Raw genomic sequence first — 14,451 nt, 5'->3', positions numbered from 1 at the left:
TCACCACCAGCCCAGGAGCTGGATCGGCGTCGGATTCCAGCCGTTGCAGGGATTGTTGACCTGCGGACAATTGCTGATCAGCACCAGGATGTCCCGCGTCGCGGTGATTTCGACGTACCGGCCGGGGGCCGACAGACCGTCGTCGAACTGGAGGTCTCCGCCCGAGGTGACGGGGACGTTCATGAAGAAGTTGATGTTGTGGGTGAGCTGACGCTGGCCGATGCCGGCGGGTGCGCCGTACGAGAGGAAGGTCTGGCGGCAGGCGTGCTGATGCCGGGTGTGTTCGCCATACCGGATGACGTTGCTCTCCTGGGAACACGCGCCTCCGACGGTGTCGTGGCGGCCGCAGGTGTCGTCGGTGATCACCGCGAGTTCGTCGAGTCTGGTCGACAACAGGCGCGAGTCGGTGGTGAGGAAGACGGCACTTTGTTCGCGGATCGTGTCGAAGGCCGAGTATCGGTTGTCGATGTCGTGCGCGTCGTAGAGCAAGGTGTCGACCGCCTGATTGCCGTGCAGGTCGACAATCTGCAATCGACCGCCCGCCGGCACGGTGAGCAGTGCGCCGTCGCCGGGTTCCACGACGGTGTCCAGGGCGGTGCTCGTGGCGATGACGGTCATGCGATCAGCTCTCGGGTCAGTTCGAGCGCACGGATCGCTTCCTCGCGCAGCTCGAGCCCACGGGTCGCTTCCTCGCGCTCGAGCTCTTCCGTCCCGTCGGCGGTCGCGATCTGTACGGGGACTCCCGCGGCCGGGCCGTCGGAGAGTGGATGCGGTGCGGTGGAGATGAAGACCAGCAGGTCCTGCTCGGCTCGCAGCGTCACGGTGTCGCCCGAGTGAGCGTGGTCGGGAACGAACGCGAGCGAGGCGCGGGCGTCATCCGCGATGCCGACCTTCGAGAAGAAGTTGATGCAGCCGTGCAAGTCCGCTGGTCCGAAACCGTGCTTGGCCAGTTCGAGCAGCAGCAGTTGTTCAGGGCGTCCGCCGGTGAGGCAGTCGTGCCAGTCGAGGGTGGATGCGACGACTGTCGCGAGAGCCAGGCCGCGGTCGGACATGAGGACCATGCCGGTGCGGATTCGCGCGGACATCTGCGACTTGAGCGTGTCCGGGATGTTCAGCCGATCGAGCCGGTCGGCTCCGATGATCAGGACCGATGCGTTCGCGCCGTCGGCCAGTGCGGTCAGGGTGATGCTGCGCCCCGCCCGGACCGGTGCTGACCAGGCCGCGGCGGCTGGGATGTCGTGATTCATGCCCCGGCCCCTTCCGCCTCGGCGATGGAAGGCGCGGCGGCCGGCACGACGAGGCCGATCGAGGCGTGGTACGCACTGCGCTGACTCCGGTAGGCGAGCAGTCCGCCGGCGGCCACGATGGTGAGCGTGATCAGCGGCAGATAGTGCAGGTACCAACCCGCACCGGCCGGGTCGTAGACCTCAGCGCGCGGCCAACCGAGGTTGATCGCCATCGCTAGTCCGTACGAGACAGCGACGATGTTGACAATCAGACCGAACCGTCCGAGCGAGAACAGCGGCCGGCCGTCCTCGTCCGTACCAGCGGACGGTCCGCGGCCGGTCAAGCGGCGTACCAGCAAAGGTGCGGTCACCATCAGATAGGCGACGTAGAGCAGCATGATGCAGACGCTCGCCAGACCGAGGAACAGTCCGGCGTTGCCGACATTCACCACCAGGCACACGGCCGCGAGGATCCCGGGCACGATGGTCGCCGCGACCGGCGTACCGGTACGGCGGGACACCTGACGCAACTGCCGCGACCCAGGCAGGACGTTGTCGCGCGCCATCGAGAAGATCATCCGCGCGGCCGCAGTCTGGATCGCGAGCGTGCACACGCAGACAGCGAGCGCGACGTCGAGGAGCAGCAGCTTGCCGGGCGTCGTACCGAGCCGGCTGGTCAGCACGTAGGGGAGACCTTGCGTGGCGAGATCGCCGTCGGTCAGCGACGGCGCGGCCATCAGCGCGGCGATGATGAGGAACGCGCCGCCGATACCGGACGCGACGACGGCCCGGATGATCGTGCGAGGCGTGGTCGCGCGCGGCTTGTGCGTCTCCTCCGACAGTTCGCCCGCGCTGTCGAACCCGACCAGTACGTACGCCGCCATCAACGCCGAGATCAGCAGCGGTACGACGTACCCGGTGGTGCTGTCGAGGTTCGTCGTGTGCAGTACGACGGACGGACCGCGCTCGGCTCGGGTTGTCAACAATACGATGATCAACACGACGCCGATCAGCTCGCAGGTGACACCGACCGAGTTGACGACCGCGGTGATGCGCACACTGGTCGCGTTGAGGAGCGTGGTGGCTGCGAGGAGGATGCAGCCCAGGACGACGGCGTTCGCCGCGCCATCCTTCGACGAGAGCGCCGAGTCGGTCCCGACCAGCTGGAAACCGGACCAGACTGCCGGCAACACGACCTGCAGCGCGATCGCCGCGGTCGCCAGCGTGATGATCTGCGCGATCACCATCGTCCAGCCCGCGAACCAGCCGACGACAGCGCCGCCGAGCCGCCTGGCCCATTGGTAGATCGCTCCGGACAGCGGGTAGCGCGCGGCGAGCTCGGCGAAGCACAACGCCACCATCAGCTGCCCGGCGAGGACGGCGGGCCAGGTCCAGAAGAACGCCGTACCGCCGAAGCCGAATCCCAGTCCGAACAGCTGGAAGACAGTGGTGAGGATGGACACGAACGAGAAGCCGGCAGCGAACGACGCGTAGCTGCCGACCCGGCGCGAGAGCTGCTGGGTGTAGCCGAACCGGCCCAGATCTTCAGCGCTTGGCGAGGTCAGTGTTTCAGGGGTGGCTGACATTCCGGCCTCCGTCGGTTCGGCCCGGAATGCACACGGCACCCGGGGCCCTCAAGGCCTCCCGGGCTTTTGTCCCGCCGTGGAACGGTGCCGTCGCGGCGGCGCCGTCTCCCCTCTCGGACCAGTCCTGCCGATACCGGCAGCGGAACCCTAGGGGCGCCCCGCCGTGGCGGCGGGTCTCGACCAGTTCAGGGCGCGCCGGTTTCGTCGGCCGTCCTCACGTGTAACAGGTCGATTAACGAATTCTCTCACCAAGGCTGGAGTCAGTGAGAGAACAGAGAGCCCGGGCCAAGTTGTTGCCTAGGGCACCAGTTTGTCGGCGGCGCGGCGAAGCCGGGCGATGCCTTCGTGGATGCGGTCCGGCGGGGTCGATGCGAAGCAGAGCCGCAGCGCGTCGGTGAAGCGGCCGGAGGGGGAGAAGGCCGGGCCGGGGATGAACGCGACGCCCTCGGCCAGCGCGATCTCGAACAGCTCGCCGGTGTCGACGCCGTTCTCCAGCGTGACCCAGAGAAAGAAGCCGCCCTCGGGATCGGTCCAGCGGGCGATGTCGCCGAAGTTCTCCTGCAGGGCCGTGTTCATCGCGTCCTTGCGGCGCTTGTACTCGAGCCGCTGCGTGACCAAGTGTTCCTTGAGGTGACCGCCGCTCAGGAACCCGGCGAGCAACCGCTGGGCCGGCAGGTTCGTGCAGGTGTCCATCGCCTGCTTCGCGTTGATCAACAGCGGCTGCAGTTCGGGATCGGTGTCGACCAGCCGACCCGCAATCCCGGCGCGACGATCTTCGAGAACGTCCGTACGGCGAACACTAGCGGATCGCCCGCGCCGAGCTCACGCAACGTCGGCACCGGATCCCCGGCGAACCGCAGCAGCCCGTACGGATCGTCGTCGATCACCATCGCTCCCCAGGAGCGCGCGAGTTCGAGCAGCCGGTGCCGTCGTTCCAGCGAGAGCGTCGCGCCGGACGGGTTCTGGAATGTCGGGATCGTGTAGATCGCCTTCGGGCGGCGTCCGTCGAGGAGTCTTGGTAGATCGTCAACAATCATCCCGTCGACATCGACTGGCACCTCCAGCAGTTCGGCGCCGTACGACAGGGCCGTCGCACTGCCGTTCGTGTACGTCGGTGACTCGACGACGACCAGGTCGCCCGGGTCGACGAAGAGCTTGCAGAACAGGTCGAGCCCCTGCATCCCGCCTGCGGTGATGGTGAGCCGGTCGGCCGTGGTCTCGTCGCTGGTGCCGCGCAGCATCTCGAGCAGGGCGTCGTGCAGTGGCGGATCTCCCTCGGTGGCCGCGTAGTCGTACGCGTCGGGACGGCTGAGTTGCTCAGCGGCGATCGCGGCGAGGACTGCCGACGGTACGGCTTCCGCTGCGGGTGACCCCATCGCGAACCGGACGATGTCGTGCGTCTGCTTGTGCAGCAACGACGTACTCGAGTCGATCACCGATCCCACCAGTCCGGCTACACGTCCGGCGTACGGGAGAGTTCGCAATGGACTACCTCCTGATGGTGAGTTCGTGGGGGAGATCGGTCAGGCGCTCGATGCCGTCGCCGGTGACCACGATCGGCTCGGACAGTTCGTGGCCCCTCGCGGCGAGCGGGGCGTACGGCGTTCGGGTCGCGTGCAGGGAGACGTCGGCGGGGACCCGGCGCCACAGTTTGCGCTGGAGCGCGAAGTCGTACGGCGCGACGATTCCGGTGGCGGTCTGCGGCAGCGGCGGAACCGGAGCCGGCAAGGGGCAGGTGGGCGGACGCACGGTCATGCGAGTCAGTGTGCGGCTGCTGGAGGATTGTTGACAATCCTACGGACGCCTTCCTAGCCTCGACGCATGCCACCCCCCGCCGAGCGCCCCATCATCGCGGTGCTCTGCGAACGCGCCCCCACCCCGCCGGAACCCGACGATCAACTGGACGGCTCAGGGCCGGACTCGGGCGAGTCGGGAGCTGAGGCGCCTGGCTCGGTTGAGCCTGGAGACCCGGGGGGCGCGGGGTTCGGTGTGGGCGGGTCGGGTGGTGTCGCGGCTGGTGCGGGGGAGCCGGGAGTGGCGGGGGCTGGTGCGGGGGAGCCGGGAGTGGCGGGGGCTGGTGCGGGGGAGCCGGGAGTGGCGGGGGCTGGTGCGGGGGAGCCGGGGGCTGGTGCGGGGGAGCCGGGAGTGGCGGGGGCTGGTGCGGGTGTGGCGCCTGGTGGGTTGCTGGTGCCGCCGGGGCTGGAGGGGTTGGGGGTTGAGTTCCGGTTTTGTGATGCGGGTGGGCTGGCGGAGGCGGTGCGGGGGGCTCGGGGGGTGATGTTGTGGGACTACTTCTCGAAGGCGGTTCGGACTGTCTGGGGTGAGGCCGGGTCGGTGGAGTGGATTCATGTGACGGCGGCGGGGGTGGACACGCTGCTGTTCGATGAGCTTCGGGACTCGGATGTGGTGGTGACGAATGCTCATGGGGTGTTCGATCGGCCGATCGCGGAGTACGTGCTGGGTGCGGTGATCGCGCAGGCGAAAGACAGCCGGGGGAGTCTGGAGTCGCAGCGGCGGCACGAGTGGCACCACCGGGAGACTCGCAGCGTGCTCGGGACGAACGCGCTGGTTGTCGGCACGGGCGCGATCGGGCGCGAGACGGCTCGGCTGCTGCGGGCGGCTGGTCTGCAGGTTCGTGGGGCTGGGCGCGTGGCGCGGTCGGGCGATGCAGACTTCGGTGAGGTTGTTGCTAGTGGCAATCTTTCGGCTGCGGTGGGCTGGGCCGATCACGTCGTACTCGCGGCGCCGTTGACGGACGCGACCCGGGGGTTGGTCGATGCCGAGGTACTCGCGGCGATGCGGCCCGGCGCGCACCTGATCAACATCGCACGTGGTCCGATTGTCGACGAAGCCGCGCTCCTGGCGGCGTTGTCCGACGGGCGCATCGCGGCGACCCTCGACGTCTTCGACCGCGAGCCGCTGCCGCCTGACCACCCGCTCTGGGATGCGCCGAACGTGACGATCACCGCGCACATGTCCGGTGACGTGATCGGCTGGCGGGACACGCTCTCGGCGCAGTTCGCCGCCAACGTTCGGCGCTGGCTGGCCGACGAACCCTTGCTCAACGTGGTGGACAAGAAGCTCGGCTACGTCCCGACAGGAGCCCGATGACTCAACCAACTCCGGCATCCCCGACACCCCGAGAGGCGCAGTCCCTGAGACCTCGGGCGAGCGCCGCACCTCGGGCGAGCGCCGCACCTCGGGCGAGCGCGGGGTCGGCACCGAGCGTCGCACCTGGGGTGGGTTCGGGATCGGCTCCGACCGCAGGATCCGCGTCGGCATTTGCCGCGGGGCCGGAGTTCATCACGGCTAGTGAGTTGGTGGAGGGGTACCGGGCGAGGACGATCTCGCCGCTGGAGGCGACGCGGGCGGCGTTGGAGGCGATCGGGCGGTACGACGAGCAGGTGAACGCGTTCGTACTGGTGGATGCCGAAGGGGCACTCGCGGCCGCGAAGGAGTCGGAGGCCCGGTGGCAGACAGGGGAGCCACTAGGGCCCGGCGACGGCGTGCCGACATCGATCAAGGACGCCTTGTGGACAAAGGGATGGCCGACACTGCGTGGCAGCACGCTGATCGACGAGGCCGGCCCGTGGGATGAGGACGCACCGGCCGTCGCCCGGCTGCGCGAGACCGGCGCAGTGATCCTCGGCAAGACGACCACCCCGGAATACTCGTGGAAGGGCGTTACGGATTCCTCCAAGTACGGCGTGACGCGCAACCCGTGGGATCCGGCCACGACACCCGGCGGTTCGAGCGGCGGATCGGCCACCGCGGTCGCGCTCGGGATGGGGGCGTGGTCCGTCGGCACCGATGGGGGAGGGTCGGTCCGGATCCCGGCCGCGTTCACGGGGACGGTCGCCCTCAAGCCGACGTACGGGCTGATTCCGTTGTATCCGCCGAGTGCGTTCGGGACGTTGTCGCATGCCGGGCCCATGACGCGGACAGTTCGGGATACGGCCGCGCTGATGGATGTGATCACCGGGTACGACGCTCGCGACTGGTCCGCGATGCCTACGCCGGCCACGTCGTTCCTGAGTGGACTCGATGACGGCATTGTCGGCATGAGGATTGCCTTCTCGTCCGATCTTGGGATTGTTGACAATGATCCTGAGGTCGAGGAGTTGGTCCGCGCGGCGGTCAGAGTACTCGCGGAGGCCGGGGCCGAGGTGACCGAGGTCGATCCGGGGTTCGCGGATCCGATCGACGCGTTCCACGTGCTGTGGTGGTCGGGCGCCGCGAAGGTGCTGTCGGCGCACGAGGTCGACGATCGTGTCGATCCGGGACTGAGCCGGGTCGCCGCGCTCGGGGCGTCGTACTCGGCGGCTGACCTCCTGGATGCGACCAACACGAGGATGGAGCTCGGGCAACTGATGGGTCGGTTCCATCAGCGGTACGACGTACTCGTGACGCCGACGCTGCCGATCGCGGCATTCCCGGTCGGGCAGGACGTGCCGGATGGGTCCGCCTCGCCGGACTGGACTAGTTGGACGCCGTACACGTATCCGTTCAACCTCACCCAGCAGCCGGCGCTGAGTGTGCCGTGTGGGTTCACCCGAGCTGGCCTTCCGGTTGGGCTGCAGGTGGTTGCGGCGCGGCATGCCGATGCGCTCACCCTGCGCGTCGGCCAGGCGTATGAAGCGGCGACCGACTGGCACCTCCGCACCCCGACGCTCAAGGCGAAATGACGACGCCGATCGCGTACGGGTACGGGAACCTCGAAGAGTTCGCCGCGGCGTGCCAGGACCTCTGGATGGGTGGCGCCCGCGGCGAAACTCTCTCGTTCAATCGGCTCTAGAGATCGATCGACTCTAGAGACTGTGAGGCTTCAGAGACCGTTGCGGAAGCCGTCGCGCCAGGAGGCGTAGCCGGGCTGCCACCCGAACGTCGCCTTGGCCAGGCTGTTGTCCGCGCCGCGGATCTCGGTGAACGCGGCGACCCCGACGTCGCCGGCCGCGAGCCGGCCCAGCCATGCCGGCACGTGCCGCGGCGGCTTGGCCCCGAGGATGCGGGCGAACTCGGGCAACCACACCGCCGCCTGCGCCGGGTCGTCGTCGGCGATCTGGAAGACGCCGGTGGCGTCGCTCTCGATCGCCTTCACCGTCGCGTCGGCCGCGTCGTCGTAGTGGACGAACGACCACACCCCGGTCCCGTCGCCGATCACCGGCAGCTTGCGCTTCTGGATCAGCTCGACCATCGAACCGCCCTTGCCGATGTCGCCGGTCGGCCCGTAGAAGCTCGCGTACCGCAGCGCGATGCCCTCGATCCCCTCGGCGTTCGTGACCACCGACTCGAGGTGCTTGATCCCGGCCATCGTCTGCCGGGTCGCCGGCACCGGGTCGGGGTCGAGCGGATCCGCTTCGGTCTTCGTCGCGGATCCACCGTGTTGCAAGTTCCAGCCGGCGTACGACTGGACGACGAACCGTCGTACGCCGGCAGCCTGGGATGCGGCGAGCAGGTTGTCGGTGCCTTCGGTGCGGAGCCGGTTCGTCAGCGCGAAGCTGTCGTCGAAGTGCTTGAAGTCGATCCCGCTCTTGAGTGCCGTCATCTGGTGGACGACGACCTCCGGGCGGACCGACTCCACCGCGGCCGCGACCGCGCCGGCGTCGAGCCCGTCCGCGAGTACGACGTCCGCCCCGAACGCCCGCACCCCGGCCGCGCCGGACTCGGACCGGATCATCCCGGTCACCTCGTGTCCGGCCGCGACCAGCTGCGGTACCAACGACCGGCCGAGTCCGCCGGTCGCACCTGCCACCAAGACCTTCATGTCATTCCTCCGTCGTCTGTTGTTACGACCCGGAGGACACGCGCCGGCCCCAGCCTGTGACAGTGACGCCGATCACGTCTCCGAGATGATCGTGAAGGCGGTCGGGCCGAAGGACACGTTCTGGGTGACGTCGATGGTCAGCTGGTCCGTCGGTGCATGGCAGGTGAGCGTCAGCACGAACGGCGTCTCGAGGAAGCGGATCGTCGCCACGTACTTGTCGCCGTCGGCGTACGCGCTGGAGACCACCCGCTGCCGCACGTGGGGATCGGCCTCCTTGAGCACGCCGACGGAGTCGAGCGCGCGCCACTCACCCGGAGCGCAGACGATGTCAACCGGGTCGGTGGCGCCAGGCTCGAGCCCGGCGAACGTGAACGTGCCGGTCCCGTCCGGATCCAGCCGGACCGCGGTCAGCCCGGTCGCGTTGTCGTTGGCGAACCGGTAGGTCCGACCGTTCCCAGCCGTCGATGCAGGACCGCTCGGCGGCGCAAGCTCCAGCCGCTCGGGCCGCGCGACCGGGGTGACCTCCTTGCCTTCGAGGGCCGGGAGCAGGTGATCCCAGACGGTGTTGAGGATCGCCTGCATGTCCTCGGTCGCGCTGGTGACGATGAGCACCGCGTCGTACGACGGGAAGACCAGGCAGAACTGACCGAACGCACCGTCACCGCGGTAGGTGTTGTGGCGACCGCGCCAGAACTGGAAGCCATAGCCCTGCTTCCAGTCCGGATTCTCCTCGCTGTCGTTCGGCACCTGCTTCGAGGTGGCCGCCTCGTACCACTCGGCCGGGACGAGCTGCTTGCCCTCCCACACACCGCGCTGCAGCACGAGCTGCCCGAAGCAGGCGAGCGACTCGGTGTTGATGCTGAGACCCCAGCCGCCGACCGTGATGCCTTCGGTCGAGACCTGCCAACTCGCCTCGGTCGCGCCGAGCGGCTCGAACAGCCGCGGCCGCAGGTAGTCCAGCAGCTGCTCACCGGTCAGCCGCTGCACGATCGCGGACAACATGTACGTCGCGCCGCTGTTGTAGACGAACACCGTGCCAGGCTCGTGCTCGACGTCGAGCCCGAGGAACACCTTGATCATCCGGCGGTCGCGCGAGAGCGCCTCGACCGTGTCCTGCGAGTGACCGGTCGTCATCGTCAGCAGGTGCCGGATCTTCATCGCGGCCAGGTTGTCGCTGATCGTCTCGGGCAGTTCGTCGGCGTCGAAGAACGAGATCACCTGATCGTCCAGCGACAGCAGCCCGGCGTCGATCGCCAGGCCGACCCCGGTCGAGGTGAAGCTCTTCGACACGGAGAACAGCAGGTGCGGGTCGGTCAGCCGGTACGGCGACCACTCCTCCTCGAGAACGACCTGACCGTGACGCAGCAGCATCACGGTCTGGATCTCCGGCGTGGACGCGTCGAGCGCCGCGACAAACGAGTCGAGCGCTGGGGCGGACAACCCCTGGGCTTCTGGTGTACTCCGTGGAAGTCTGCTCACCCCAGGCACGCTATCTTCCCGAACGGACAAATTCAGGTGAGTTCCGCCAGACGAGCAGCTGTGATTGTCAACCCGATCAAGGTGCCCGACGAGTTTCGCAAAACCGTCGAGACCACGTTGACCGAGCGCGGCGTCGACATCGCGCTGTGGCTCGAGACGACCAAGGACGACCCGGGTGTGGCGATGGCCCGGCAGGCGATCGAGGAGGCCGTCGACCTCGTGGTGGTCGCCGGCGGTGACGGAACGGTGCGCGTCGTCTGCGCCGAGCTCGCCGGGACGGACATCCCGGTCGCCGTCCTGCCGGCCGGGACCGGGAACCTGCTGGCCCGCAACCTCGGGATCACCCTCGACCTGGACATCGCGCTGGCCGAGCTGCTCGACGGCTCCGAGCAGCGGATCGACAGCGTGCTGATCGGAGGCGACGAGCTGACCACCGACCGGTTCGTCGTGATGGCGGGGCTCGGGCTCGACGCCGCGATCATCGCGGACGCACCGGACGAGCTGAAGAAGCGGGTCGGCTGGGCGGCGTACGTCGTGTCCACGGTCAAGAACCTGAACCACCCGTTCGTGCGGGTCGAGATCGTCGTCGACGACCAGCCGCCGGTACGCCGGCGCGCGCGGACCGTGGTGATCGGCAACGTCGGCACGCTGCAGGCGAACATCCCGTTGCTGCCCGACGCGGTCCCGGACGACGGACTGATCGATGCTGTGGTGCTGTCGCCCCGACGGGTCAGCCAATGGCCGCGGTTGGCGCTGAGCTTGGTAGTGAAGTCGTGGCGCGAGCAGCACATCGAGCGGTTCACCGGGAGGCGGATCCAGGTCACGGCGGCGAAGACGGTACGACGGCAACTGGACGGGGACACCATCTCGGACGGGCGCTCGCTGAGTGCGTCGGTCGATCCGTCAGCCCTGGTCGTCCGAGTGCCCTGACGGCTGCAGGTGGGTGAGTTTGTCGGGGTTCACCATGCCGTGAATGGTCGTGATGACGCCGTCGGCGATCGCGAAGGACCAGACCGCGACGGTGCGGTTCGCGGCATCGTGCATGCGCAGCGCCGGCTGCCGGCCGACGTGGACCGGGACGACGCCTAGACCCGCGGAGGCCAGCCGGGACAAGACTCCGATTGCCATCCGGGCGACCTTGTCGCCGCCATGGATCGGCCGCGGGAACGCCTGGCCCTTTCCGCCACCGTCGCCGGTGAACGTGACGTCGGGTGCGAGCAGCTCGATCAACCCGTCGAGCTCGCCGTCCTCGGCGGCCGCGACGAAGCGGCGTACCAACTCGTCGCGCTCGTGGGGGGACGGGTCGAAGCGCGGTCGATTGTCGGCAATCCGACGACGGGCGCGGACGGCGAGCTGACGGCAGGCCGCCGGAGTCTTGCCGATGATCCCGGCGACGTCGTCGTAGGGGTAGCCGAAGACGTCGCAGAGCAGGAACACCGCGCGCTGGTCGGGTGAGAGGCGCTCGAGGACGACGAGGAACGCGGTGGACAGGGAGTCCGAGAGGGCGGCCCGGTCGGCAAGGTCGACGTACTCGTCGACGGCAGGTTCGGGCAGCCACGGGCCGAGGTAGGTCTCCCGTTGCCGGCGCGCCGAGCGCAGCTGGTCGATCGCCAGCCGGGTGGTCACCGTGGTGAGGAACGCCTTCGGCGCGTCCACTCGGTCCTCCCGGTGCAGCCGCAGGTACGCCTCCTGTACGACGTCCTCCGCGTCGCCGAAGCACCCCAGCATCCGGTACGCGATCGACAGCAGCAGTGGCCTGAGTTCCTCCATCACATCCTTCACAGACGATCGAGGCCGGTCCCCAGTGACAGTGTCACAGGATCGGATTGTCGATCGTCTGCAATCGACATGAACACGATCACCTGGATCCTCACCGCCGTACTGGCCGTGGTCTTCACGATCTCCGGTGTCGCGAAGTCGACGATGTCCCGCGACCGCCTGATCGCCACCGGCCAAACCGGCATCGCGCCGTTCCCGATGCCTGTCGTACGAGCGGTCGCGATCGCCGAGCTGTGCGCGGTCGTCGCGCTGTTCGTCCCGTGGCTCACCGACACCGCCCGCGTCCTCACACCACTGGCCGCACTGGGCCTGACCGGCGTGATGATCGGCGCGGCCACCTCCCACGCCTCCCTCCGAGAACCCAAATCAGTAGCCGCCAACACCACCCTCCTGGCCCTCGCCGCCTTCGTCGCAGCCGCCAGGTTCGCGACCCTCACGTGAGGGCCGAGGAGACCGGCCGGGTAGTGGCCGGTCTCCTCAGGTGACGCGCTAGCGGCGCAGGCCGGACTTGGTCCGACCGAGGAGGCTCAGCGCCGCGTCTGGTGTGGTGGCGGTGAGCTTGGCGGCGGTGGTGAGTACCGGTTTCGTGGTGGTGAAGAGCCAAGTCTGGAACAGGGTGTCGAGTTGCTGTCCCGAGATCTTCTCGGCCAATGCGATGAACTGGTCGGTGGTGACGTTGCCGCCGCGGTTGGACTTCGCCCAGGTCCGCAGGATGGAGAAGAAGTCGGCGTCACCAACGGCCAGTCGCAGTTGGTGCAGCGTCATCGCGCCGCGGGCGTAGACCGGGAACTCGAACAGGAAGTCCGGCCCGGGGTCGCCGATCGGCAACGTCCAGAACGGGTGGTCCGCCGGGAACAGGTTGTAGAAGAAGTCGAACGTCTCCTGCGCCGTCCCCATGCCCTCACGTTCGCCCCACAACCACTCGGCGTACGTCGCGAAGCCCTCGTTCAGCCAGATGTGCTGCCAGCGGGCCACCGCGAGACTGTCGCCGAACCACTGGTGGGCGAGCTCGTGCACTATCACGCCTTGTCCGTTGATGGTGTCGGTGAAGAAGTCCCGCGCGTAGATCGGGCGGGTCTGGTTCTCCAGCGCGAACCCGAGGCCGTCGGCGTCGTCGACGATGCCGCCCGAGGTCGTGAAGGGATAGGGCCCGAACGTGTCGGACAGGAAGCCGACGATCTCGGTCTGCCGGGCGAACGACGCGTTGACGACCTCACCGGTGGTCGGTGGTGCGTCCGCGGCCGTGCCCACGATCCAGTCGTTCGGGTTGGGTGTGCTGCCGGCCGGCGGGCCCGGCACGGTCCAGCCGTCGAACGGATCGGCGTCGGCCTCGAAGGACGTCGTACCGACTCCGGTGGAGACGACGATGTCGTCCACGACGACGCCCGGAAGCTGGACCGCGTCGTCACTGGCATAGGTGATCGAGAGCTCGACGTTCTTGCCGCCGTACGTCGCCAGGTCGACCTTCCACTGCTCGTACCCGTCACTGCGGCCGCTCGCCGCCCACCAGGCGCCGCTGGTCCCGGACGGCGTACAGGTGTCGTCGGGCTGCGCGGTCTGGTAGTGCTCGAGGAACGGGTGCAGAGACAGCCAGAAGGGGCAGACCAGGCCGGTGTCCTGGCCGGTGTGGCCATTGAGGTCGCGCAGCGTGGTCCAGTCGTCCTGGCCCACGGTGTGTGCCTCGACGAACACGTAGTCCCAGCCCGGCTCGGTGTCCCGGGTGATCCAGAACGACAGGTTCGCGCCCGTGGCCGGCACGCTGATCGTCCGGGCCAGACGCTTGTACGACGCCTCGTCGGTCGCCACCCGCTGAGACAGGGCGTACTGCTGACCGGTCCGCGGCACGGCTTCGTCGAACAGGTCGGGATCGAACGCGTCCCAGTACCGGATGCCCTGCCGCTGGTAGGCGCGCAGATCGAACTGGCCGATCGTCGCGGTGGTGAGGTAGGACGCCATCGGCTCGCGAGCGTCCCAGGTCCACGTGCTCCAGCCGCCCTTGGTGTGCTTGTCCTTCAGGACGCCATTGGCGATCGCCTCGAGCCCGGCCGGTACGGCGATCTCGAACGTGTACGCCGCCTTGTCCGTCGGATGGTCGTTGACCGGGTACCAGGTGTCGGCGACGTGTGGTTCACCGATCACCACCGTGCCGTCGTCGGTGTGGACGAACCCGCTGCCGTCCTCGAGGGTCTGCGGTACGCCGTCGTACCGGATCACCGTGGTGAAGTCCTTCGACTTGGGCAGCCCGGACCGTGGTTCGACGGTGAGCTCGTCGGCCGCGCGGGACCAGTCGGCCGGTCGGCCGTTGACGGTGATCGACCGAACGGTGAGGCCCTGCAGATCCAGGTTGAACCGCGACAGGTTCTGGGTCGCGCGGGCGCTGATCGTGGCGACCCCGGTGAGCCGGTCGGTCGCCGGCGCGTACTTCACGTCGAGCAGGTAGTGCTTGACGTCGTAGCCACCGTTCCCGTCGGTGCTGAAGTACGGATCGCCGGCTCCCACCGCCCCCGGCGTGAATGGTGGTGTGTGGTCGGACGCTGGTGCGGTCCCCGTCCCCAGACCGAGGCTCAGCGTTGTGACCAGTGCTCCTGACAACAGCAAACTCGCACGTCGGAACATC

Annotated in this window: 14 protein-coding genes and 1 riboswitch; of the genes, 4 read left to right on the top strand and 10 right to left on the bottom strand. The window is 68.3% G+C overall.

The window, feature by feature from the left end; translation table 11 throughout:
* The 6 genes from AB0E63_RS05595 to AB0E63_RS05570 form a co-directional block, all read right to left on the bottom strand.
* A complete protein-coding gene (locus AB0E63_RS05595) occupies positions 1-618 on the bottom strand; it encodes an urea amidolyase associated protein UAAP2 (protein WP_360361835.1) in 618 nt (205 codons plus the stop codon).
* Positions 615-1,247: a DUF1989 domain-containing protein gene (locus tag AB0E63_RS05590; RefSeq protein WP_360361832.1), complete on the bottom strand. Its 633-nt coding sequence runs from the start codon at positions 1,245-1,247 to the stop codon at positions 615-617. Before AB0E63_RS05590 ends, AB0E63_RS05595 begins: the two co-directional genes overlap by 4 nt.
* Positions 1,244-2,812, bottom strand: a complete 1,569-nt coding sequence (locus tag AB0E63_RS05585) for an amino acid permease (protein ID WP_360361829.1) — start codon at positions 2,810-2,812, stop codon at positions 1,244-1,246. Before AB0E63_RS05585 ends, AB0E63_RS05590 begins: the two co-directional genes overlap by 4 nt.
* A gap of 53 nt (positions 2,813-2,865) precedes the next feature.
* Positions 2,866-2,974: riboswitch (guanidine-I (ykkC/yxkD leader) on the bottom strand.
* 135 nt (positions 2,975-3,109) lie between these two features.
* Positions 3,110-3,526 (bottom strand): aminotransferase class I/II-fold pyridoxal phosphate-dependent enzyme, encoded by a 417-nt coding sequence (locus AB0E63_RS05580; RefSeq protein ID WP_360361826.1) that lies wholly within the window; start codon positions 3,524-3,526, stop codon positions 3,110-3,112.
* Positions 3,523-4,296 (bottom strand): PLP-dependent aminotransferase family protein, encoded by a 774-nt coding sequence (locus AB0E63_RS05575; protein WP_360361823.1) that lies wholly within the window; start codon positions 4,294-4,296, stop codon positions 3,523-3,525. The genes AB0E63_RS05580 and AB0E63_RS05575 overlap by 4 nt, the downstream gene beginning before the upstream one ends.
* Positions 4,297-4,300: 4 nt before the next feature.
* Positions 4,301-4,567 (bottom strand): hypothetical protein, encoded by a 267-nt coding sequence (locus AB0E63_RS05570; protein WP_360361820.1) that lies wholly within the window; start codon positions 4,565-4,567, stop codon positions 4,301-4,303.
* Positions 4,568-5,068: 501 nt separating this feature from the next.
* Between AB0E63_RS05570 and AB0E63_RS05565 the strand changes: the two genes are divergently transcribed.
* A complete protein-coding gene (locus AB0E63_RS05565) occupies positions 5,069-5,923 on the top strand; it encodes a D-2-hydroxyacid dehydrogenase (protein WP_360361818.1) in 855 nt (284 codons plus the stop codon).
* Positions 5,920-7,497 carry an amidase gene (locus AB0E63_RS05560; RefSeq protein ID WP_360361815.1) on the top strand — a complete coding sequence of 526 codons (1,578 nt, stop codon included), beginning with the start codon at positions 5,920-5,922 and terminating at the stop codon, positions 7,495-7,497. The genes AB0E63_RS05565 and AB0E63_RS05560 overlap by 4 nt, the downstream gene beginning before the upstream one ends.
* Positions 7,498-7,637: 140 nt before the next feature.
* Here AB0E63_RS05560 and AB0E63_RS05555 read toward each other — a convergent pair whose 3' ends face one another.
* Positions 7,638-8,576 carry an NAD(P)-dependent oxidoreductase gene (locus AB0E63_RS05555; RefSeq protein ID WP_360361813.1) on the bottom strand — a complete coding sequence of 313 codons (939 nt, stop codon included), beginning with the start codon at positions 8,574-8,576 and terminating at the stop codon, positions 7,638-7,640.
* 72 nt (positions 8,577-8,648) lie between these two features.
* Positions 8,649-10,055, bottom strand: coding sequence for a serine hydrolase (locus AB0E63_RS05550; protein ID WP_360361811.1), 1,407 nt, complete (start codon positions 10,053-10,055; stop codon positions 8,649-8,651).
* Between the two features lie 60 nt (positions 10,056-10,115).
* On the opposite strand from AB0E63_RS05550, the gene AB0E63_RS05545 reads away from it, so the two are divergent.
* A complete protein-coding gene (locus AB0E63_RS05545; protein WP_360361809.1) occupies positions 10,116-10,985 on the top strand; it encodes a diacylglycerol kinase family protein in 870 nt (289 codons plus the stop codon).
* Here AB0E63_RS05545 and sigJ read toward each other — a convergent pair.
* On the bottom strand, positions 10,959-11,825 hold the full coding sequence (sigJ, locus tag AB0E63_RS05540; RefSeq protein WP_360361806.1) for an RNA polymerase sigma factor SigJ: 867 nt from the start codon (positions 11,823-11,825) through the stop codon (positions 10,959-10,961). The two genes, AB0E63_RS05545 and sigJ, sit on opposite strands and share 27 nt — an antisense overlap.
* 78 nt (positions 11,826-11,903) lie before the next feature.
* Here sigJ and AB0E63_RS05535 point away from each other — a divergent pair, with 78 nt between their 5' ends.
* Entirely contained in the window at positions 11,904-12,275 is a 372-nt protein-coding gene (locus AB0E63_RS05535) for a DoxX family protein (RefSeq protein ID WP_360361803.1), read from the top strand.
* A gap of 48 nt (positions 12,276-12,323) precedes the next feature.
* On the opposite strand, the gene AB0E63_RS05530 is transcribed toward AB0E63_RS05535, so the two are convergent.
* Positions 12,324-14,333 carry a M1 family aminopeptidase gene (locus AB0E63_RS05530; protein ID WP_360361800.1) on the bottom strand — a complete coding sequence of 670 codons (2,010 nt, stop codon included), beginning with the start codon at positions 14,331-14,333 and terminating at the stop codon, positions 12,324-12,326.
* Positions 14,334-14,451 lie beyond the last annotated feature (118 nt).

Source organism: Kribbella sp. NPDC026596 (assembly GCF_040638415.1).
Lineage (GTDB): Bacteria > Actinomycetota > Actinomycetes > Propionibacteriales > Kribbellaceae > Kribbella.
The sequence above is the reverse complement of the archived record's forward strand: the minus strand, read 5'-3'. Positions and strand labels throughout refer to the sequence as shown.

Bases quoted from the DNA above. Each gene is read 5' to 3' on its own strand.
- AB0E63_RS05555 (WP_360361813.1), bottom strand. From the start codon at position 8,576: ATGAAGGTCTTGGTGGCAGGTGCGACCGGCGGACTCGGCCGGTCGTTG.
- AB0E63_RS05570 (WP_360361820.1), bottom strand. From the start codon at position 4,567: ATGACCGTGCGTCCGCCCACCTGCCCCTTGCCGGCTCCGGTTCCGCCG.
- sigJ (WP_360361806.1), bottom strand. From the start codon at position 11,825: ATGGAGGAACTCAGGCCACTGCTGCTGTCGATCGCGTACCGGATGCTG.
- AB0E63_RS05585 (WP_360361829.1), bottom strand. From the start codon at position 2,812: ATGTCAGCCACCCCTGAAACACTGACCTCGCCAAGCGCTGAAGATCTG.
- AB0E63_RS05590 (WP_360361832.1), bottom strand. From the start codon at position 1,247: ATGAATCACGACATCCCAGCCGCCGCGGCCTGGTCAGCACCGGTCCGG.
- AB0E63_RS05560 (WP_360361815.1), top strand. From the start codon at position 5,920: ATGACTCAACCAACTCCGGCATCCCCGACACCCCGAGAGGCGCAGTCC.
- AB0E63_RS05535 (WP_360361803.1), top strand. From the start codon at position 11,904: ATGAACACGATCACCTGGATCCTCACCGCCGTACTGGCCGTGGTCTTC.
- AB0E63_RS05595 (WP_360361835.1), bottom strand. From the start codon at position 618: ATGACCGTCATCGCCACGAGCACCGCCCTGGACACCGTCGTGGAACCC.